The sequence below is a fragment of the Paenibacillus gansuensis genome, from assembly GCF_042684925.1.
GTDB lineage: Bacteria > Bacillota > Bacilli > Paenibacillales > DY6 > Paenibacillus_N > Paenibacillus_N gansuensis.
Window position 1 is genome coordinate 554275 of record NZ_JBHUME010000002.1, and the last position, 21535, is coordinate 575809.

Here is a 21535-nt window from a genome sequence, read left to right on the forward strand (position 1 = left end):
AACCTTCCCCCCAAACCCAACCTCCCGTATAATGTAACCATTGGTTAAATTCACAGAGAAGAGGAAATGCAAATGTCTCGCAAATTGTACGGCGCTTTAGTGCTGCTCAGTCTCATCTGGGGCGGCTCTTTCTTTTTTATCAAAATGCTGCTGCATCACTTCGATCCGCTGACGATTGCGCTGCTTCGGTCGGGGACGGGGCTGATTGTCATATCGGGTATTATGGTTGCGCTGCGTCAGCCTTTGCAGGTAACCCGCCTTCCGTGGGTTCCCATGATCGCTGCGGGGCTGCTCAATACGACGCTCCCCTGGGCGCTGATCGCCTTTAGCGAAACCAGGGTGACGAGCGGCATGGCTTCGGTGCTGAATGCCACAACGCCGATCTGGACGCTGGTTACTGGTGTGGTCCTGTTCGGCAACCCCTTCCGCCGCACGCAAGGGGTCGGGTTGGCCATTGCGACGGTCGGGCTGCTCATCCTGCTCAGGGTGAATCCCGTTTCGATTATTTCCGTGGATCCGGTCGGATTTTTCGCTATGGTAACCGCGACGCTCTGTTACGGCCTGTCTGCACAGCTGTCCAAGCGTTATCTGACGGGGCTTTCTATGTACCAGACGACGTTCGGCACGCTGCTATGCGGGGTGGTGGGAAGCGGCATTGCCGCATTCACGCTCGAAGACGTAAGTTTCGCACCGCTGGCTTCCCCGGAAGTATGGGGGCTGCTGTTCGGACTTGGTGCGCTCGGTTCGGGTGTTGCTTACGTGTTATTTTATTTCATGATCCAACGCGGCAGCCCGGAGTTTGCAACGAATGTGACGTATCTCGTCCCGGTTACGGCGATATTATGGGGCGCTTCGCTGCTCGGGGAGGAACTGCATTGGAGTCTGCTGGCCGGATTGGCATTCATACTTGGGGGGGTGTATATTGCAAACCGAAAAACCATGCCCGCCAAAGCGGGGTACTCTCGGAGGATTCCAGCTGGGAGAGCAAAAGGGTAACACCTTGATCAGGAGTCGCCTATGCGGCTCCTTTTTACATGTTTTTACCATATCAGGGCAATATATTAAAGAAATACGTCCTGACATTGGAGGAAATAACAATGCAAACTACAACAAAATCTACCGGGACCTTTATGGGCACCAAGCCTTCCGGGAAACCGATCCGTTTTACCGCGATTGATATTCTAAGAATCCAAGACGGCAAAATTGCGGAGGACTGGCACTTGGAGGATAATCTGTCCTTTTTGCAGCAGATTGGGGCTATACAGGGGGGATCCAGATGAAGAATATTCTAATTGTTGACGGGCATCAGTCCTACGAAGGGGCAAAAGGCAAATTAAACCGCACCTTGACCGAACATATGGTAAATCAACTAAAAGCAGATAACCGGGTGCAGACGACTTTTGTGCAGGAAGGCTATAACATCGAGCAGGAACAGCACAAGTACCTATGGGCCGATGTCGTAATCTATCAGACGCCCGTGTATTGGTTCAGCGTGCCGGGACTCATGAAAACGTATATGGACGAAGTGTTCGCGTACGGCATTTTCTTTGAGGGAAGCGAACGGTATGGGGAAGGCGGCCTCTTAAAGGGGAAAAAGTACTTCTTCTCCACGACATGGAACGCTCCTCAAGAAGCATTTGAAGACCGTTCGCAATTTTTCGGAGGGATCACTCCGGATGAAGCGCTTGTTCACCTGCATCGCACCCATATCTATTGCGGCATGGAGACCCTGCCCGGATATGCCTGCTATGATGTCATTTCCAACCCGCAGGTAGACCGGTTTCTGGACGGTCTGACCGGCCATTTGAAGAACGTGTTGAGTTTGTAATCCATTGGGGCAAAGTGAACCGGATAACAGATCCTTCTGCTATTTCAAAAAAACCTGCAGCCCTTCCGAAGAAGAGGCCGCAGGCTTTTCTTTTCTTACATATAAGGAATCTTATTATCTTCTTGAACTAAACCAGTATCGGAGCTCCTGCCGGAACTTGTGCTGGGATTACCAGCTCCGTTCAGACCCTCGCCCGGGCTGGAACTTGATTTGAAGTTCTGAATCTCCGTCTTAATATCATCCTTCGCGGTAGTCACTTCGTCTTTGATTTCCTTGAACACGCTGAGGGAATCTTTGATGACACCTGCGACTTCCTGGCTTTTGCCGGCGAGCTCCAGGCCCGTTTCGTTCAGCATGGATCCTTTTTCCTTGACCATGTCAGCGACTCCGGCGAGTTTCTCGCGTACCTGTTGACCTTTCTGCGGAGCAAAAAGAACGGCTACACCTGCACCGACAACTGCACCCGCTACTGCACCTACGGCTAATGTCTTCTTTGTTTGGGCGTCCATGTTCATTTCTCCTCTCGTGAATGTCTTCTCTAGTACTTACCCACATTTTCATGAATTCAAAAGACATTCAGCAAGATAGAACATGATGAGGGATAGATGGAGCCGGCAACGTGCAAAGAAACACCGTGAATATTCGGCCCTGTCACTCCATGACGACCATCTGATGGCCCCATATCTCCGGAATGATAAACTCTACATAGGAATCCCGATAAGAAAAAGTTAATTCATCAAGCTGCGGCGCGAGATAGACTTTATTAGGCCGGCGATAGAGCCGGACCCGTACCTGCTGGCCGTATAGCGGCAGGACTTCCTCGACAATCTCCATTTCCTTGGATTTCTTCTGAGGAATATAGTGGATGACATGAAGGATCTCTCGATTCTGTGCGTCTTGTCTTCGGACAGTAACCTCGGCGGACGCAGGCAGCGTGGAGCGGACCAGCGGTTCGGGAAGAAGCAGCTCCAGGCATCTTTCAATCACATCCCTGTACACCTTGGTTCCGCTGACAATGTAATCTTTAAAAATCGGCTTGGAAATATAAATGATCCTGCCGTTTCTAACGATAGCCGGACCTCCCTCATCCAGATCGGGCGGTGTTTGGCAGTGCGAGCAGAACCGGTCGTGTGTCCGGTTAAAGTACGGATGGACGGCGTAGGCCAGCACCTCGCTGTCTTTTTCTGCTGCAATGGCCGTTCCTTGCTCGTAGAAACAATAATCCATTGGTTCGATCGCCGCGCGGAACGAATCCGTCAATCGCAGGTAATCCGGCGCGTATAAGGCAGGACCCTCATAAGTGACGCCAAACAGCCTGGTGGCAAAATCGTTACCGTCCAGATCCAGACCGGACCGGTCCGTTGCCAGCACGGCACCGCCTTGTTCCGCATACCGTTCCAGCTTCTCCGCCAAAGCGCCGTTCAATGCCACGGAATCCGGAAGGATAATCAGCTTGTATGGAGTCAAATCTGCCAGGCTGTCCAGGAAGTCGAACGGCTGATGCAGTTCCATTAGCATACGCATAACGCCTTCATCCGAGTGGTGGATGGCATGCTTATCGGCAAGATCCGGATTCGCGGTAAGAACGCCGATATCCGCCATTTTTCTGCTGCCCGCGCACCATGGCTCTTTCTCTTCCACACTGCGGTATACTTCACCGATTCGCCGGTAGACCGCCTCTTCCATCCGCCCGGATGGGTGGAGCTGGTCCCCGATGCTGCACTTGGCCCCATACGCCAACATGCGGAAGCACTCGTACTCCAGAGCGGCCCTGTTCTTCAAGGTTCCGAAGTCGCCCCAGCATTTATGGAATTTGCCTGTCATGCCGACAATCTCGTAATCTTTGGCGTTGTGGTAGTTGGCGACAAGCGGAAAATGGTTGTAGCCCCATAACCCCGACGGGATGGACTCAATTTCAATATGCGTGTTGTAGCGGACTTTTTCTCTAATATTGTAATCGGTATAGGCAATATCCGCGGAGTAGCCGGTGTTAAAGTAGACAGGCAAGTCCGGCTTGACTGCGTGTACAAAGCGGGTTACGCGTTCGCGGAACTTTTTCAGGGACATAAAATCGTGCTGCAATACATCCTGTTCCCGTTCCGGATTCAAACCAAGTTCTCTCATACTTTTTTGACAGGTACCGCACACACAGCCTATATGAAAAATAATATCGTACCAGAAGCCGTCGATCTCATATGCGTCCAGAATCTCCTTGGTTTGAGCGAGGACATAATCCACATAATGATCGTTGTTATGGCATAGGTGCCTCCATGTGTAATGACCCGTTTCAAAAGGTTTTTTTCCGCCCAGCACCCCTTCCCGGTCCACTTGAAGCCACTCCGGATGCTTTTCCGCAGCGTCCTCCTCCCAGCCCACAGGAACGTAGGCCACAGCCCCGATCCCCGCTTCGCGGCAAGCCTTCACCATGTCCCCGAACAGATCAAAGGTCAAATGCGGATGTACCGTTCCCAGTTTCGTCGGATAATAGCACATGCCGTGATGACATTTGGCGAACAGGTTAATCGAATTGACGTGCCCTTCTTTCAGCGCGGAAATGAACTGCTTGGGATCAAAATGCGCCCCTACACCCGGAATATAAGGCGAAGTGTGAAAATCCAGATGAATCTGCCTAAAAGGCATCTCTTGGTTTCGCTGCAACTGTATTCGCTCCTTCTGATCTATCATTCATAACGTTTTACTGCCCATGCATAGCTATATCTTACTTGACGGCCTCCCCACTTTGAACGCAACGAAATTAAGATAAATGCAATAGTATTAACTATTTAAAAAAGACAGCCCTCTGCCTGAGGACTGCCTAACGCGGCTCAATTTATGGCTGATAAGCTTTCAAATCCTGAATCTCCCACCAGCTCGCATTGGATGCTGTCAGCTTCACGGTAACATACCTGCCGCTTTTGGCGTAAAAAGAAGCGTCCACGACCGCATTGCCGTTTGTGCGGATCGCATGGACCGGTTCGCCGAGACTCCCGGTTGAATCGGAAACGTAGATCTCCAACCCGCGGGGATAGTTTCCGTTATCTACGGAGAATCGGATTCGCCCTACCGTCTTCGAAGAGCCCATATCCACCCTGAACCAGTCCCCATCCGCCATGCTCTTGCCGTTCACATATTTGGATGCCGCATCGTTATCGATCGCATTGCTTGCCGGGCCGTAGGAAGCGGCCGCGGATGCGGATGCGCTCCACCCCGTCTTCGCTATCTCCGCCCCGCTCACTTTTGTGAACGTCAGCCAGTTTAAATTGAACCCTCCGGTGCCGGCATGTAGCCGAATGATTTGCGTTCCCGCGCTGAGTGTCACATTGTGCTGAATCGTCTGCCAGTTTTGCCAGTTATTCGTTACCGGCACACTCAAAGTCCCGAGAGTCGTACCTCCCGATTTCAACTGAAGCTGCGCCGAGAAAGCATTGTTGTTGGCGATTCTATACTCCACTTTGTAGGTACCCGGCTGTTGAACATGGACGGTATAATCCATCCAGTCGTTCGAGTCGATGGAACCCGCGTTTTGACCGCCGCCTGTATCGGAAACAGTCTCTTTGATCACTCCGGACATGGAGCTGTAACTCTCAGCCTCCACCTTGCCCGGAATCAGATCATTCGGGATCACGCCTGTTACTTCCACTGCTCCCCGGTCTATGCCCGAGCCCTGCGGCCTTGAAGTTAAATAGATATCCTGAGTGGAGGCAAGCGAGTTCGTACCGCTGTCTTTGGCCGGAGAACCGGACAACAGACGGAAATCGCCCTGTTCGGGGTTTACGTATTTGGGATCAGCCGTAATGTTATTCGACCCTGGTACAAGGATCGTGCCATTATAAAAAATATTGTGATCATAGCTGATACCGGAATCATTATACTGCGTATTTACATTCTCGCCGTTCGCGTAAAGGATATTATTACGGAAGTTAATGCTGTCGGACAACAGCGTAAACATCTCCCCGTAATTCAGATGCGGGCTTTGCGAATTTTTATAGGTGCTGTTATTCACAAAATCGATATTGCGGCTTTGGATTGCGTGAATGCCGGAGCCTCCGTTGCGGTAAGCAATATTGTTCTCAACGAGGATCTTGCCGTTATAAGGCGTCCCGGAAATCTGTTCATTCTTGGTATCGTCGATAATAATTCCGTTTCCATCGGAGTAATCCCCCGTTTCACCCCAAGGAATCAGCTCTTCATTATGATGGCTGATGTTTCGCCTGATAAAGATCTTGTATCCCGTATTCGTGTCGTAACTTTGAGGGTGAAACACGGAAATGCCGCTGTTGGCGTAAACCGACCATTTGGCCGTATGATGCACGATGTTGTCCTCAATGGTGACATAATCCGCCTTTTCGGTTCCGATGCCGCCGCCGGCGCAGTTGTATATGAGGTTACTGCGAATCTCAATATGGTGCGGGTTCGGCGGATTGGTTACCCCATTGTCCGGCCGTACGAAGATGCCTCCCGTTTGGGTTTGGCCGAGATAGTTCCAGTCGAAACCGGACCAATTGTTGGAGGTTTTTGCATTGCGGTAATACGTATAACGCGCATACGCTTGATCGTACGTAATGCTTTCGCTCGGACCCTCAATCTCGAAGCCTTCCAGTTTGATATAAGAAGCTGTCACCAGAATATGGTTCCAGACTCCCGCCACCTTCAATTTCGGACGATGGCCCGGATACGCCTTGTAAGTAATGTATCCGCCGGACGCACTGCCGGAACGCTTAACGACAAAGTTCGCCTGCCCCTCCACAGTCTCCGAATAGGTTCCGTTCATGACATAGACGGTATCCCCGGGATTGGTCAGGTCAGCTGCTTTTTGAATCGTTTTGAAGGGGGTCGTTGAGGACGTGCCGTATCCGCTGCATGTATCGCAGCCGGTTGGACTGACATAATAATTCACGCCCGCCGCCTTGGCTGAAGGTGTCACCGGCAGCAGCCCAGCAATGATGATAAGGGCGAGGAACACTTGCAACAGCCTGTAAAGCTTACCGTCTTTTCTTTTCAAAAGATTCCCTCCTATACAAAATGGGGTACAGCACGTTTCTTACCAGCCTATCTGGACGCCTCCTTTCCTTTGTAGATGGGGCGCTTTCGGTAAGACAAGTAAGGAAAGCGCTTACCATAAGCTTATAAGAAAAGAGCGGCGTGCAAAACGCCACTCTTTCAAGATATCGGAAATTCTATTAACCGGATCAGAGTATCCGCCTGGTTGACTACTCGGACTCCGTCCCTGGATGGTCCGTTTTATGGTCTGGTTTACCGCCTGGTTTTCCGCCCGGTTTGCCGCCTGGCTTATCGCCCGGTTTTCCGCCCGGTTTACCGCCCGGTTTGCCGCCTGGCTTATCGCCCGGTTTACCGCCCGGTTTGCCGCCTGGCTTACCTCCCGGCTGATCCGGATTCCCGGGACCCGGGACCGTTAAGGTCGTTACGGTCACTTCGTTACTGGCAGGAGACAGCAATCCTGCCGTGTCTTTTGCCTTCACGGTAAATTTATATGTCGTCCCCGCCGCAAGTCCTGCGGCAGTATACGTCGTTCCGGTAACAGTTGCAATGGCGGCGCCATCCTGATAAACAACATACCCCTCTACTGCTGCGTTATCGGTAGATTCATCCCATGCCAGATCCACGCTGGTTGCGGACTGGTTTACTGCCCGTAACACCGGAGCCATGGGCGGCGTTTCATCGGTAGGAACGGGAGGCACATATTCATAGGCTCCGATATCCACGCTTGTTCCCACGGGACGGGGTTGATAAGCAAAATCGACGGATGGAGCACCGGAAGCAGTACCTGCATCGACAGCCGGAGAATCCGGCTGCAAGCGGAAATCCGCCGCCTGCTCATCCCTGAATTTAGGGTCCGCCTTTACCGTGTGCTCCCCTTCGACGATCACCGTTCCGTTGTGGTACAAATTATGTTGATACAGAACATTCTGATTGTTATAATCCCCGTTGATGTTCTCGCCGCCGGCCGCCATGATGTTGTTCATGATCCTTACGTTCCGGCTGGAGTTGGCGAAGATCTCCCCATAATTCAAGTGCGGGCTATGAGAATTCCGGTAAGCTGTATTGTTGATAATGTCCACGTTGCTGCTGTGATACGCATGTATGCCGGAGCCCCCGTTGCGGTAGGACAAGTTGTTTTGTATTAGAATTTTGCCCCGATAAGGATACTTGACCGCAGCCTGGGAATGTTCCGCATCATCGATGATAATCCCGTTGCCGTCGGAATAATCTCCAATAACTACCCAAGGTATCGTTGTCTCATTGTTGCGGGAAATATTGTTGCGAATGATGATTTTGTAATCCGCTGTATTGGTGTCGACATCCTGAGGCTGATATACAGAGATGCCGCTGTTCGCCCAAATTGTCCACTTCGCATTGCCGTACACCTCATTGCCTTCAATCGTGACATAGTCGGCATGGCCGGTCCCGATGCCGCCGCCCGGCAAATCCCGCACGATATTTCCGCGGATCTGCACATGATGCGGGACTATCGTCGTTCCCTTTAACGGGGCAATTCCGATGCCGCTTGTATTCGTTTCCCTCACCCAATCCCAGTCGGCATCCCAAGTCTGATCGACTACAACCGGACGTACCACTTCGTATCTGGCGTAAGCCTCCTCGTACGTGATGCTGTCATTCCCTCCGGCCACTTCCAAGCCTTCAATGGTAATGTAAGAAGCATGCACCGCTATCACGTTATCGATATTGCCCTTCCCGTAAACCAAAGGCTTATGGCCCGGATAGTTTCGATAAGTGATGTAAGCATCAGGGCTGCCGGAACGGGTAATGGAGAGCAGCGCCCCGTCATCGCCCGACTTTCCAATATCCGTGTAAGTACCGTTCATTAGATAAATCGTATCACCCGGTTTGGAGACATCATGCGCCTTCTGAAGAGTCCGGAACGCGGAGGTCCCGGCAAGGCCGTCATTGCTGTCCAGCCCCGCAGCGCTGTCGACATAATAGTTCAACCGGGAGGGCGCATCGTGAACAAGGATCGTAACCAGTACGGACGTCTCTCCCCCGAATCCGTCCGATATGCCGATCACGAACTGGTCATTGCCTGTAAACCCTTGTTCGGGAGTGTAGCTCCAATTTCCGGATGCAGCGTCGGCAACCAGCGCTGTACCATGCAAAGGCTGTGTCTTCACCGTGTAAGCAAGCGCGTCCCCGTCCGCATCGCTGGCCGATACTGCGCCTGCAGTCTGCGTGTTGATTTCCGCAGCAGCGAATTGAGTTTGTACTGCGGCAGGAACGCTGTTCTCTTTGACCGCTTCGAAACGTAAAGAAGCAATAGAAGCCTTCCAATGGTCCGTGAGCGTCTGATAATCGATCCGTATATATCTGGTTCCGGATTTGAATCTGTCCGCGCTGTATTTCTTTTTGGCAAACCAGCCGGTTTCACTGTTGGCACCGTCTACTAATTCAGCCTTCATAGCTACTTCGGTGTAGGTCCCGTCATCGGCGGATTCATATAAACGGAAGGCGGGGTCCGGTGAATCCAGCTCCGCCGTTTCCATCTCAAAGTTCAGCACATCGCCGGCCGGTGACTTATACTTCACAAATGCCCCCGCATCCCATGCAGCGAACTTCGGTGTCAGGTCATACCAGTTCAAGTTTTCTGTAACATAAATGAACGAACTGGCAAGGACCTTGCTAAGATCATTCGTCTCGTCGATTACAGCTGTCTTGGGACCGGTATAATCCATTTTGTAATCGATGTTTACCGTGGAAATATACGATTTATAGCCGTCAGAGCTGCCCGTTGTAAACACAATTTTTAAAAATTCGGCCTGCAGGGGCAGGTTCAGCGATTCATACCGATTTCTCGCGTACCACTCCGGAGAGGACTCCGGGGTTACAATCATTTTCTTATAGTGAACTCCTTCGATTAATTTCGTATAACTACCATTGTCCGGAGAAACGTATAAATCCAGATGAAATCCTCCGGTCTCAACGGCATCCACCGCAAAGGAGAGCAGGTCCGAACCAGGGGACTTATAGGTAACAAACTGGTTCTCCGCCCACCCATTATTGAATTTCGCGGTTGTATCCAGCCGCTGGTTCTCAATTGTAACGCGGCTTCCCTTTTCGAACACTTTCGAAAAGTCCTCGGTTTCGTCGGTAAACGTCCCTTTCGGCCCGGTGTACGGAGGTTTTTCCACATTCATGTTTTCAACAAGAAGGATTCCGAATGCGGCCGTACCCGTAACATGTTCTGCATCTCCCGACCAATAAGAGGTCGCAGTGCCTCTGCCGTCCGAATCGGCAACCGCCGCGTCAAATCCAAGAACTGACCTGTATTTCGGATTAATGTCCAACAGAGTCCAAGGGATGGCTAAACTCACTCCATATCCGTCGGATACCCGTGCAGTATGTACGGATACACCCGCAGTGGAACGTCCACCCGCTTCCCAAATGTCCTGACTTCCGCTGGCAACGATGAAATGCCGGTCATGTTCGTCATAAGCGGACGATCTGCTGTGATCCCCGTCTATAAAAAGGTGCACGGCATCATCGCTGTTCACTTCCTCGTCCGCTACATGGACGCGAATATATAGGTAGTCTTGGTTGTTGACAGATCCCATCGTAACCGTGTTGCTGCCTGCCGCCCAAACTTGATCCGTTTCCAGGCCGGCATATACATCCTCCATCACGGCAGTTCCCTCCAAAGAAACGAGAGGATCCGTATCCCCTGTCAGGAGCAGGGTGCCGAAGGTAGACGGCGTGCTCCAATTGGTATTAGCGGATGCATGCCAGCTGAGGGATGCGGAACGGCCGGCCGGGCCGGACGGCTCGTCATTGTCGTTATTGGACAGATCGAACCCGACGAAACGGCCCTGTGAAGGTGTGACGCCGAGACTGTTCCACGGTACTTTTACTTCTACCGTATAGCCCCCTTCCCCGATCCAGACAGCGGTTTCCAGTCCGTCCAAAGTAACAGCCGCATTGTTTCTGGTCACTTTTACCGCGTTATCGGACCGGATAAAAATCTGGAAGTCATTCGTATCATAAGCCGACTTCTTTCCGTTATCCCCATCGAGAAAAAGTTCGACGGAATCATCCTCATACAAATTGGCATTCCCTTTGTTGACGATATCCTGATCCGTAACTTTTACAGCGGCATATAAATTAGTCTCATCCCAGGCAGTGTCGAACGCCGCGACATTGTCCGAAGCCGTCCCCACTGTATAATGGGTTGCCTCTTCCGCCGGATTCCAGCCTGCTTCCTCCAGCTTGCCATCGATCGTAAAGCCCGTGGACTGTTCGGTGTAAGCAACGCCCGTAAGCGCTTTCGTTTCTGAGCCGGTCTCAGCAAGGACTTGAACGTCCCCCCGCCATCCGTTCCAAACGGAAAACATCATAAGAAATACCAAAACCATTGCAATTTGCTTCTTACCCACCTGATTCCCCTCCCATCGAAATCGTTCCTGCCCGCCTAAGCTCTCAGGCAAGTGAACAGTTTCATCTTAAGGGAGAACGCATCCGGTTCCTATGATACTTCATTAATAAAAAAGATAACCTGTTAACCCATTCTTGGACGGGACTGCCCGGACTGGAAAACTCGTAAACAAAGTATCTTAAATCTTTAGATTTGCTTCTTAAAGCCCTCATCCATTCTTGATACGATTCTACTATCACGTACTGGAGGGAGAACTTCATGAAAACAGAAAACGCCGTTTCCGGCATCGGCAAGGTCCGCAGGTCAACGGCTGCAACGGCGAAACTAAGAAGACGCCCGTGGAATTTCCGGAGAAATGCCCCGTTATATTTGATGGTTGTACCAGGGGTATTGCTGGCGCTCCTCTTCAATTATATCCCGATGGCCGGGCTGGTCATCGCATTTCAGGATTTTAAGCCGTGGCTGGGTATTACAGGTTCTAAGTGGGTAGGGTTATTCCACTTCCGGTTCATGTTCGAGTACAAAGAGAATACGCAAGTCATTTGGAATACCTTTATCATCGCGGTGCTCAAGATTATCGCGGGGCTGATCGTGCCCGTCGTGTTTGCCATCTTGCTGAATGAAGTACGCAAAATGGCGTTCAAGCGCACCGTACAAACCCTTGTCTATCTGCCGCATTTCCTGTCCTGGGTCATCCTGGGCGGAATTCTTCTGGATATGCTTTCGCCGGAAGGCGGCTTGGTGAACAGGCTGTTAGGCGCATTCGGATTCGAGCCGGTCTTCTTCCTTGGCAACGGTGACTGGTTCCGGGCGACCGTGGTAATCAGCGACGTATGGAAAGAGTTCGGATTCGGCACGATCATTTTCCTTGCTTCGCTTGCCGGCGTGAATCCGTCGTTGTATGAAGCCGCCGAGGTGGACGGAGCGTCCCGCTGGAAACAGACGGTTCATATTACACTGCCCGGATTGGTGCCGATTATGATCGTAGTGGGTACGCTGTCGCTCGGGAACATTTTGAATGCAGGCTTCGACCAGATTTTCAACTTGTATAATCCGCTTGTGTACGACAAAGGGGATATTATCGACACCTTCGTCTACCGTCAGGGGATCCTCAGCGGCAAAATGAGCTTCGCTACCGCCATGGGCCTGCTGAAATCCGTCATCGGGTTCATCCTGATCGTGACCTCATACAGGCTTGCCTATAAATATGCCAACTACAAAATCTTCTAATAGGAGGCCTCGCCATGTACTATAAATCGCGCGGGTACCGGATCTTTAGCCTGTTTAATCATATCTTCCTGTTCGCCCTGGCTTTATTGTGCATTATTCCGCTGATCCACATTTTCGCCGTCTCCCTAAGCGGAAAATCAGCAGCCATGGCCAACCTAGTCGGATTATGGCCCGTAGACTTTACCTTTGATGCTTATTTCAAAACGATAGGAAACAGCAATTTCACCACTTCTCTATGGATTTCCGCCAAACGGACCGTGATTGCCACGTTTTTCAGCATGCTGGTCGTCATTCTTACAGCCTATCCTCTGTCTAAAGATGATTCTTTTTTCCGGGGACGAACCGTACTTGTATGGTTCTTTGTATTTACGATGCTGTTTAACGGGGGCTTGATTCCCAACTATATTCTCGTCCAAAAGCTGGGGTTGATCAATTCACTCTGGGCACTCATTATCCCGGGCCTGCTGTCGGCATGGAACGTTGTGCTGCTGCTGAATTTCTTCCGCAACGTACCCAAAGAACTTGAAGAAGCCGCACTGATTGACGGAGCCGGACATCTGGTCACCTTGCTGCGCGTTTATTTACCGGTATCGCTTCCCGCCATAGCTACCTTATCCTTGTTCACGATGGTTGGAAACTGGAATTCCTGGTTTGACGGATTGATTTACATGACCGAGATGGAAAGATACCCTCTCGCCACCTTCCTTCAGTCGATCGTAGTGGAACAGGATTTCACCAGGGTGCAGATCAACCCGGAAGATTTGGAGAATTTATCCGAACGTACCGTCAAGTCGGCGCAAATCTTCATCGGCGCTCTCCCGATCCTGCTGGTTTATCCGTTTCTGCAGCGCTTCTTCGTGAAAGGAATTGTGCTCGGTGCTGTCAAAGAATAAGGTTGCAAAGCAAAAAGGGGTTCCCGGCGGGAACTCCTTTTTGTATGATACAAACACTAACTCCGGTACTCTTGCGGTGTCATGCCGAAGTGCTTCTTGAACGTTTTGGCAAAATAATTCGGATTATGATATCCCAGCTTCATAGCGATCTCGTAAATTTTCTCATGTGTATTTCTCAGCCAGTGTGCCGCTTTCTCCATTCTCAGCTGCAGAATATAGTCGCTCAATCCTTGGCCTGTTTCGAGCTTGTAAATTCTCGATAAGTATACAGGATGGAGATAGATATGATCCGCAATGCTTTTCAGGGAGACATCTTCTGACAAGTGGTCCTCGACGAACTGATGAACTTCCCTGACAATCGAGCTTCGGGATAGTTGGATTTCGCTTTCCATGTCCTCCTTCAGCTTCCGCAGCACCCTTTGGCTCCATTCGCTCAACTGCTGGACGCTGTGAGGCATGGCCCCTCCAATGACCCGGTTCCAATCGTCTCCGGCAATTTCCACAATGCTTCGGCCGTTCTTGTGGGCAATGAACGTAAAGGCCGAGCTGACGGCCAGAAATGCTTCCAGCAGGTGCTCCCGGGAAGAAGTCCATTTCCGGCTCAGCTCCTTATCCAGCTCATGCAGTTTCGCTTCAGCCTCGGACCAACGCCCGGCCTCCAAAAGCTGCGGGAGTGCCGGAGGCTGGTATAAGGAAACCAGCGACTGCAGCTGCTCTTCACCGGCACTTAGGGCCGAGGTTTCCGAGTAGAAGCACTCGCTTTCGTTCCCGATGCGCTTGACGATATTTAAGATGGAATGCCGGTACATGCCGGGGATTTCATGGGGGAACGTCCCCCATGTGCTGATCGTTACCGAAATGGCCTTGTTCAAATACATTCGCGTATTGTCCATCAACAGCATCCCGGCTTTATCCAGCTGATCCTTCCGCAGCCCGGATTCCCCGTGTCCCTTGGCTTTCACTGCCACAACCATATAGCCGTGCTCATCCTTGCAGTGCCATGTCTCAAAGGAATCCGCCAGCAGCTCGGCGGCAATATTGGAAACCGCATATTCCAGCAATGCGATATCATGCGGATGGTACGCTCCATAATCGTCGTCGAACCGGATAAACAATAGGGAGACGGAATCTCCCGGTTGAAACGGCAGTTCCAAGCGCTGCAGCTTCTCCTCCAGATTGCCGTGCCTGAACCCCCGCAAAAGCTCAAGCAGCAATGTCTCCCGCAGGCGGGGCAAGTTCTCCCGAAAGGTGTGGACCGCTCTTTGAAAGGATGCGACATGCTCCCACTCCTCCCTAATCTGCAGGATCACTTCACGGACCTTGCCGAGAATCTGCTCATCGGACACCGGTTTCAGCAAATAATCCTCCACCCGGTTCTGAATGGCCTGTTGGGCATATTGAAAATCGTCATATCCGGAGATCAGAATACACTTCACCCCAGGCCACTTCTTTCGGATTTCCTGTACGAGCTCCAGCCCGGACATCCCCGGCATCTGAATATCCGTTATCACAATGTGGACGGCCTGTTCGTTCAGGATTTCGAGCGCATCGTCGGACGAGTAGGCTTTATAGACCGAAGTAATACCAAGTCCGTTCCAATCCAGAGACTCCGCCATATCGTCCACCAGATGCATATGATCGTCCACTATTAGAAGCTTCAGCATGCTTTACCCCTCCGCGTTTGCTTTCTTTTGCAGCTTGAGACTTACCCTGAGCCCTCCATCGGGAATATTCTCAAATAACAAGCCTGATTCTTCACCAAAATGATACAAAAGCCGCTGATGCACATTCCAAAGGCCGCATCCCATCTCGTCTTCCAGCGGCATGATCAAAGTTCTGCGCAAAAGCTCTAGAGAAGAGGCTTCCATACCCGGTCCGTTATCTTCTACAACAAGGGTATAAAAACGGTCGTCTTCTTCCCCGAGAATGCGGATGATGCCGGTTCCCCTTTTCCGTTCTACCCCGTACTTGATACAGTTCTCAACAATCGGCTGCAGCGTCAGCCTGGGAAGTTCCAAAGCCAGCATGGAATCAGGCACGGCCATGTCATAGTCCAGACGCTGGGTTTGCAGATTCTGGATGGTCAAGTAATTGCGGACTAGTTCAAGCTCTTCGCCCAAAGACGTAATCTGCCTTTCATTCCTGGTCGTATACCTGTAATAGTTGCCTAGATGAAGGGCCATATCCATCACAGCTTCCTTCTCCCCAAGCCTGGTCATACTGCGGATGAACGCGAGGCAATTGTATAGGAAATGGGGGTTGATCTGGGACTGAAGATGCTTCAGCGTCGCTTCCTTGGACCGGATTCGTTCGGCATAGACATGCTGGATCAGGCTGCCGATTTCCTCCGCCATTTCGTTAAACCGCAGGAACAGAAACTGAAAATCATTGTTTTTGCCGACAATCCGTACGGAGTAATCCCCTTTCTTCAATCTTTGTACGCTGTGGACGAGCTCACGGATCGGGACCTGAACATGTTTATACAAAAAGACGACTACAATCACGCTCATGAACAAGAGTACAGAGACGGACATATAAAATAAGTTGCGGCTTTTGGTAATCGGCGCGAGCATGTGCTGCAGCGGAACATAATCCACCAGATACCAGTGCAAGCTGTGAATTTCCACAATGTTCACCAGATAGTTCTGGCCGTTCATTTCCATGATTTGATTGGCAAGACGCCCGCGTTGGATACTGCTGCTGCCTTCCACCTGCTGAACAAGGGACCTCGTAAGTTCCTGATCGCCTGAAAAGCTTTGAATGGGCTGCTGTGACGGGGAGTACAGAAACGGGTTATTTTTCTTTCCGGCCTTGTACTGTTCCAGGATGTCCTGGATGTTCTTTATCGGAAACGTGATTTCCGTTACAAGCTGCATCCTGCTTATGTCGCCTTTGGCAACAATGGGAGAAGTAATATGCTTCATGAAATAGGCAGGCTGCCCGGCCGGCTTCTGCAGGACCCAATCCGCCGTAAGGCGGTCTTGAAGGGCGGACTCGTCGTAAACCGCTCCCCCTCTGGACGATACCGCTTTTTTGGCATTGGGCGAATAAACGGACAGCGTATTCGTCCAATGGTTCGATGCGCTTTGCAGCTTCAGCTTCTGTTCCAGCAGCTGATGGGTTTTCACGGAGCTGTAATTGCTGTACATCGTGTCCACGGTCTGAATTCCTTGAAACTCTTTCACGTTCGGGTCATTGCTTAAGGTGATCGCCAGCATTGACAACTGGTCGATCTGGTTATCAAGCTGCTTCGAAAGAAAGGTCAGTTGAGCATAGTTCGCATTCTGAATTTCCTCCCGGACTACCCCTACACTCACTTTGTTGGAGTAATTGTACAGATAGATGACAGGAATCATAATGACGAAGAGCAGCACAATCATTTTTGTGAAAACTCCCCATTTGCTCAAAACAAGTCAACCCTTTCTTTGCTTAGGATTTGCGGAGCCCAAACTGCATCGTTACTTCTAAACGCGGGAAAGCGAAAGCTGCGTATATCACAGCTTTCGCTCTACCCGCAGCGTTATTGGCTGACGGACTGGTACCACTCATTCACTTCTTTGGTAATTTCATCGCCGCCTTTGGACTTCCAATCGCTGACGAATTTATCGAACGCATCCAGCGGTGTCTCTCCATAAATCATCTTGATGTACGTGTCCGCTTCCATCGTATTGAGGATTTCCCCCTTCAACTGCATAGCCGGGGTAGCAGGCCCTTCGAACAGATCTTGTTTGGAGGCTTCCTTCTGGGAGTAAACTACAGCGCCGCCCTCAATCCGTCCCGGCAGCTGCTGAGATGCGATCAGCTCAAACGGCGTTTCCGGTTTGCCGCCTTTCGCTAATTTATCGAACGTTTCCATTTCGAGCATCGGTACGTTCGGCCGCTGCGTCGTCAGGAAATATTGAAACACTTCCAGCTTGCCTCCGGGAATATCCTCTGTTAATCCGGATGCTTTGCCGTCCTTCATCACATAGTCGTACCCTTCCGCGAAGCCGTGTTCAAATGCGCTTCCAGGCTTAGGATCTGCTCCTTCGAAGAGCTTGTTCAGATATAGAAACAGCGCATCGACATGTTTAAAATCCTTATTCACCATTAATCCGCCGCCGGCAATGGTCTGTCCTTGACGGCCTGCTTTACCGTCAGGACCTACAGGGATCGGATAAGGCTTAAATACCGCGCCCGGATTGTTCTTGATCGCATCCGGCAAAGGCCAGTTGGCAAGCCAGTAGGCGCCTCCGATGATGCCCGCTTTGCCGTTCAGAATGAGTTCCGACGCTTTCCCGCCGTCCATAGCTCCAAATTCTTTGCTGATGTATCCTTTCTTAAACCATTGGTTCATGCGGGCCAGCGCCTCTTTGGCTCCAGGTTGAATGGAACCGTATTCAAGCTTTCCGTCGCTGCCTTTCGTCCAGATCTTCGGAACGGTGCCGTATGCGCCGAACACCCAGCTGGTATCGCTGATCCAATCTTTGAAATACTGGCTCATAGCCAAGCCAAACGTATCCTTCTTGCCGTTGCCGTCCGGGTCCTTGGTCACGAAAGCATCCATGATGTTCTCGACGTCGTCCAGCGTTTTGGGTGCTTGCAGTCCGAGCTTATCCATCCAGTCCTGACGGATCCATAGAATCGGATCATTCTGCATAGCGACGCTCAGATGAGGGATCCCGTAAATCTTACCGTCCCTGGTATACCGGTTCCATACGCCCGGTGTAGATTCGTACAGCTTCTTGACGTCCTCGGAAGCGTATTTCTCGAACGCTTCCGTCAGATCCATAAATCTGCCGGACTCGATGAGCTGGCTCTCAAACGCTTTATCATCCATCATCAGAACATCGGGAAGCGGTTCGTTGGCCGATAACGATAAGCTTAACTTGGTCTTGGCATCATCGCCGTTCGGAACCGACCACAAATACTTCAGATTGATGCCCAATGTCTCTTTTGCCCAGCGTGTATGAACATTGTCCTCAATGCTCTCCCCGTCTCTGAACGTTAACGACGGCCGGCTGCTGATGGTCGTAATCGTAACTGGAGGATCATATTTACCATCAGTAAATCCCTTCGGGAGTTCCGGCGCTTCCTCTGGTTTGTTATTCGCGCCTTCCTCCGCCTGTGCCTCTTTGTTACCCCCGCTGCCGCTGTTAGAATTGCTGCCTGAGCAAGCTGCTAATACGCTTACAAAAAGCAAAAGCGCCAGCATTGCCGTTAGTGACTTTCTCCATGCCATGGTTTGCTTCCCCCTTCAAGTAATAGGTTCTATCCTCATTGTAGAAAAATCACCCATTACGAGTAAGAGGAATAAGTAAACAATTCGGAGATTCTATTAACTTAGTATACTACGTTTCCCCTGAGAGAGGAGCCCGCGGCTTTGAATCAGGAAGCAAACGTGGCAAAAAACCCTCTCGTTACGGAGAGGGTTTGCGCCGCTTCCTATTCAGTTACATGACCGGAGTTGAAGTTGAAGTTGAAGCGGAAGTCGAGGATGCCGCCTCTCTGATGTTTTCCAAGTCGGTATCCGCCTTTGCCTTAAACTGCTGAACCCCCGTCTTGATCTCTTCCTTCGCCGCCTGTACGTCAGCCTGTATTTCTTTGATCACCGCAAGGGAGTCCTTAATCACGCCTGCGATTTCCTGGCTTTTGCCTGCGAACTCAAGACCGGTTTCCTTCAGTTTGGCGCCTTTCTCCTTCAGCAGATCAACGGCCTCCGAAATCTTTGCACGTACCTGCTGACCTTGCCCGGGAGCCATGAGAACCGCCGCACCCGCACCGACCGCGGCACCAATGACTGCACCGGCGGCGATGGTCTTTCCTGTTTGAGCGTTCATGTTCATCTCTCCTCTCGTGAATGTCTACACAAGTACTTACCCCGTTTTCCTGAAGTTAAAAATAGGCCGGACAGGCTGAAGCGAATGAACGTTGATTTACAACGATACTTCCTTATAACGGTCAACTTCCGAAGCTGCCCAGCGATTCTCCGGGCGGGGCAAGCCATAATGCCCGCGCAGCGTTCCGCTGTCGTACTCCGTACGGAACAGCCCCCTGCGCTGCAGCTCCGGCACGACCTCCCGGGCAAATTCGGTCAATCCGCCGGGGAGAAACGGAGGCATGACGTTGAAGCCGTCTGCCGCCCCCAGCTGGAACCATTCTTCCAGCTGATCCGCCACCTGCACGGCCGTGCCCGCAAAGACGCGGTGGCCGCGGCCCCCTGCAAGCCGGTGCGTCAGCTGGCGAAGGGTGAGCTGTTCCCGCTTCGCCAAGTCGGCGACCAGCTGGAAACGGCTCTTATTGCCGTTGATGACATCCACCGGCGGCAGCTCGGGCAGCGGGCCATCCAGCGGATACTGGGACAGGTCTATGCCTACCATCTGCGAAAGCTGGTGCAAACCGTAAGCCGGCACAGTCAGCTCGTTCAGCAGCCGCTCCTTCTCTTTCGCCTCTTCCTCCGTCGGGGCGATGATCGGGCAAATGCCGGGCAGGATCTTCAGCGAGTCGTGATGGCGCCCGTATTTCAGGAGGCGTCCTTTCACATCGCTGTAGAACCGCTGCCCGTCCTCCAGCGTCTGCTGCGCTGTGAAGATCGCTTCCGCAAACTCGGCCGCGAACTCCTTGCCATCCTCCGATGAGCCGGCCTGCACAAGAACCGGATACCCCTGGGGGGTACGAGGGACGTTGAGCGGTCCTCGGACGTGGAACCAGCTGCCTCCGTGATCGATCGCCCGTACTTTGCGGTCGTCGGCAAAAACCCCCGACTCCCGATCCACGACCAGCGCATCGTCCTCCCAGCTGTCCCACAGCTTTACTGCCACATCGAGAAACTCCTTTGCGCGCTCATACCGCTTTGCATGCTGCAGATGCGCTTCCTTATGGAAGTTCGCCGCTTCCAAATCGCTGCCCGATGTCACGATGTTCCAGCCCGCACGCCCGTTGCTGATATGATCGAGAGAGGCGAACTTACGGGCCACATGAAACGGCTCGTTAAACGTAGTCGAGACGGTACCGATCAACCCGATTTTCTTCGTAACTGCGGCCAGCGCGGACAGCAGTGTGAACGGCTCCAGCCCCGACTGGAATCCGTGCTTTACGTTTCGGCTCACCGCAAGGCCGTCCGCCAGAAAGAGCGAGTCGAATTTCGCCTCTTCAGCCTCGCGGGCCAGCTCCGCATAGTACGACAGATCCGTAATACGGCGCGGTTCGGTATCGGTCCGGCGCCATGCCGCCTCATGATGTCCCACATTCATAATGAAAACGTTAAGATGCATTTGCCGCTTGTTCTCTCCCATAATTACAACACGCCCTTCTCCGATATAATGATGATCACTTCCTGCTCTGCTTCAGGACTCTCCAAACCCCTGTTTCCAAGCCGTCAGCTTCCGTTCTGCAAATACCAGCGTATAGTTCAACGCAAGACCGATGAGTGAGATCGTTAGAATCCCTGCATACATTTCCTTAATTTGAAAGCTGAATTGAGCGTATTGAATCAAATAGCCCAGACCTTCCTTCGCCCCGACCATCTCTGCCGCAACAAGGACGAGGATGGATGCAGCTGCAGACTGGCGCACTCCTACAAAAATCGTAGGAATCGAAGCCGGCAAAATCACTTTGCGGAACAAGGCAACCGGGGACAACCCCATAGACCGCGCGGACTTGATAAGAAGGGGATCTACGTTCCGCACGCCGCTGATCGTATTCAGCAGCAGAGGAAACGCGCACGCATAGAACACGATGGCAATTTTCGACGTCTCTCCCAAGCCCAGCAGCAGAATAAACACAGGCAGAATCGCCAGCGCAGCGGTATTGCGGAAAAGCTCCAAAAGCGGATTCAGCAGATCGGAGACGCCTTTCCACCACCCGATCGCGAGCCCGATCGGGATGCTCACCGCGATAGCCAAGGCGAACCCGCCAAAGGAGCGGGTCAAGCTTGCCGCCGCATGATCCTGCAAATCACCGGAGAGCAGCATCCTCCACCAGGTTTCCACAATGGCGCTAAACGGCGGCAAAAAGGTACTCTCCGTCCAACCTGCCTTTGGCGCCAGCTCCCACAACAGCAGGAAAGCCGCAATGGCAATTCCGTTTCGGAAGATAAAGAACGCCCCGGCCGCCCGTATCAAGCCGCTGAGTTTCCATCCATCGCTCCTTTCTTCCTTACGATATTCGAGTAACGCTTCATGAACTGCAGATTCAGCCATAACG

14 protein-coding genes and 1 pseudogene are annotated in these 21535 nt (G+C 51.8%); 5 read left to right on the forward strand and 10 right to left on the reverse strand.

Features of this window, described 5'->3' with window-relative positions:
* Positions 1–72: 72 nt before the first annotated feature.
* The 3 genes and pseudogenes from ACFSUF_RS02610 (at position 73) to ACFSUF_RS02620 (ending at position 1828) form a co-directional block, all read left to right on the forward strand.
* Positions 73–996, forward strand: a complete 924-nt coding sequence (locus ACFSUF_RS02610) for a DMT family transporter (protein WP_377599810.1) — start codon at positions 73–75, stop codon at positions 994–996.
* Positions 997–1106: 110 nt separating this feature from the next.
* Positions 1107–1280 (forward strand): annotated as a pseudogene (locus ACFSUF_RS02615) (ester cyclase); the annotation flags it as partial.
* Positions 1277–1828 carry an NAD(P)H-dependent oxidoreductase gene (locus ACFSUF_RS02620; protein WP_377599812.1) on the forward strand — a complete coding sequence of 184 codons (552 nt, stop codon included), beginning with the start codon at positions 1277–1279 and terminating at the stop codon, positions 1826–1828. The pseudogene ACFSUF_RS02615 and the gene ACFSUF_RS02620, both read left to right, overlap by 4 nt.
* A 95-nt stretch (positions 1829–1923) precedes the next feature.
* Here ACFSUF_RS02620 and ACFSUF_RS02625 read toward each other — a convergent pair whose 3' ends face one another.
* The 4 genes from ACFSUF_RS02625 to ACFSUF_RS02640 all read right to left on the reverse strand — a co-directional run bounded on the left by ACFSUF_RS02625 (position 1924) and on the right by ACFSUF_RS02640 (position 11229).
* Complete coding sequence (locus tag ACFSUF_RS02625) at positions 1924–2337, reverse strand: YtxH domain-containing protein (protein WP_377599813.1); 414 nt, start codon at positions 2335–2337, stop codon at positions 1924–1926.
* Positions 2338–2479: 142 nt separating this feature from the next.
* Entirely contained in the window at positions 2480–4486 is a 2007-nt protein-coding gene (locus ACFSUF_RS02630; RefSeq protein WP_377599815.1) for a beta-galactosidase trimerization domain-containing protein, read from the reverse strand.
* Between the two features lie 172 nt (positions 4487–4658).
* Positions 4659–6830 (reverse strand): carbohydrate-binding protein, encoded by a 2172-nt coding sequence (locus ACFSUF_RS02635; RefSeq protein ID WP_377599817.1) that lies wholly within the window; start codon positions 6828–6830, stop codon positions 4659–4661.
* Positions 6831–7038: 208 nt separating this feature from the next.
* Positions 7039–11229, reverse strand: a complete 4191-nt coding sequence (locus ACFSUF_RS02640; RefSeq protein WP_377599819.1) for a sugar-binding protein — start codon at positions 11227–11229, stop codon at positions 7039–7041.
* 371 nt (positions 11230–11600) lie between these two features.
* On the opposite strand from ACFSUF_RS02640, the gene ACFSUF_RS02645 reads away from it, so the two are divergent.
* Together ACFSUF_RS02645 and ACFSUF_RS02650 are read left to right on the forward strand one after the other, a co-directional pair.
* Positions 11601–12458, forward strand: coding sequence for an ABC transporter permease (locus ACFSUF_RS02645; RefSeq protein ID WP_377600226.1), 858 nt, complete (start codon positions 11601–11603; stop codon positions 12456–12458).
* A gap of 14 nt (positions 12459–12472) precedes the next feature.
* Positions 12473–13351 carry a carbohydrate ABC transporter permease gene (locus tag ACFSUF_RS02650; RefSeq protein WP_377599821.1) on the forward strand — a complete coding sequence of 293 codons (879 nt, stop codon included), beginning with the start codon at positions 12473–12475 and terminating at the stop codon, positions 13349–13351.
* Positions 13352–13407: 56 nt separating this feature from the next.
* Here the strand turns inward: ACFSUF_RS02650 and ACFSUF_RS02655 are convergent, their stop codons facing one another.
* The 6 genes from ACFSUF_RS02655 to ACFSUF_RS02680 all read right to left on the reverse strand — a co-directional run bounded on the left by ACFSUF_RS02655 (position 13408) and on the right by ACFSUF_RS02680 (position 21531).
* Positions 13408–15015 carry a response regulator gene (locus ACFSUF_RS02655; protein ID WP_377599823.1) on the reverse strand — a complete coding sequence of 536 codons (1608 nt, stop codon included), beginning with the start codon at positions 15013–15015 and terminating at the stop codon, positions 13408–13410.
* A 3-nt stretch (positions 15016–15018) separates the two neighbouring features.
* The gene (locus ACFSUF_RS02660) at positions 15019–16731 is read right to left on the reverse strand and encodes a sensor histidine kinase (RefSeq protein WP_377599825.1); all 1713 of its coding nucleotides are present in this window, start codon (positions 16729–16731) and stop codon (positions 15019–15021) included.
* Positions 16732–16871: 140 nt separating this feature from the next.
* Positions 16872–18572, reverse strand: coding sequence for an extracellular solute-binding protein (locus ACFSUF_RS02665; RefSeq protein WP_377599827.1), 1701 nt, complete (start codon positions 18570–18572; stop codon positions 16872–16874).
* 211 nt (positions 18573–18783) lie between these two features.
* Positions 18784–19170: a YtxH domain-containing protein gene (locus tag ACFSUF_RS02670; protein ID WP_377599829.1), complete on the reverse strand. Its 387-nt coding sequence runs from the start codon at positions 19168–19170 to the stop codon at positions 18784–18786.
* Positions 19171–19266: 96 nt separating this feature from the next.
* Positions 19267–20625: an LLM class flavin-dependent oxidoreductase gene (locus tag ACFSUF_RS02675; protein WP_377599831.1), complete on the reverse strand. Its 1359-nt coding sequence runs from the start codon at positions 20623–20625 to the stop codon at positions 19267–19269.
* 51 nt (positions 20626–20676) lie between these two features.
* Positions 20677–21531 (reverse strand): ABC transporter permease, encoded by an 855-nt coding sequence (locus ACFSUF_RS02680; RefSeq protein ID WP_377599832.1) that lies wholly within the window; start codon positions 21529–21531, stop codon positions 20677–20679.
* Positions 21532–21535: the final 4 nt, after the last annotated feature.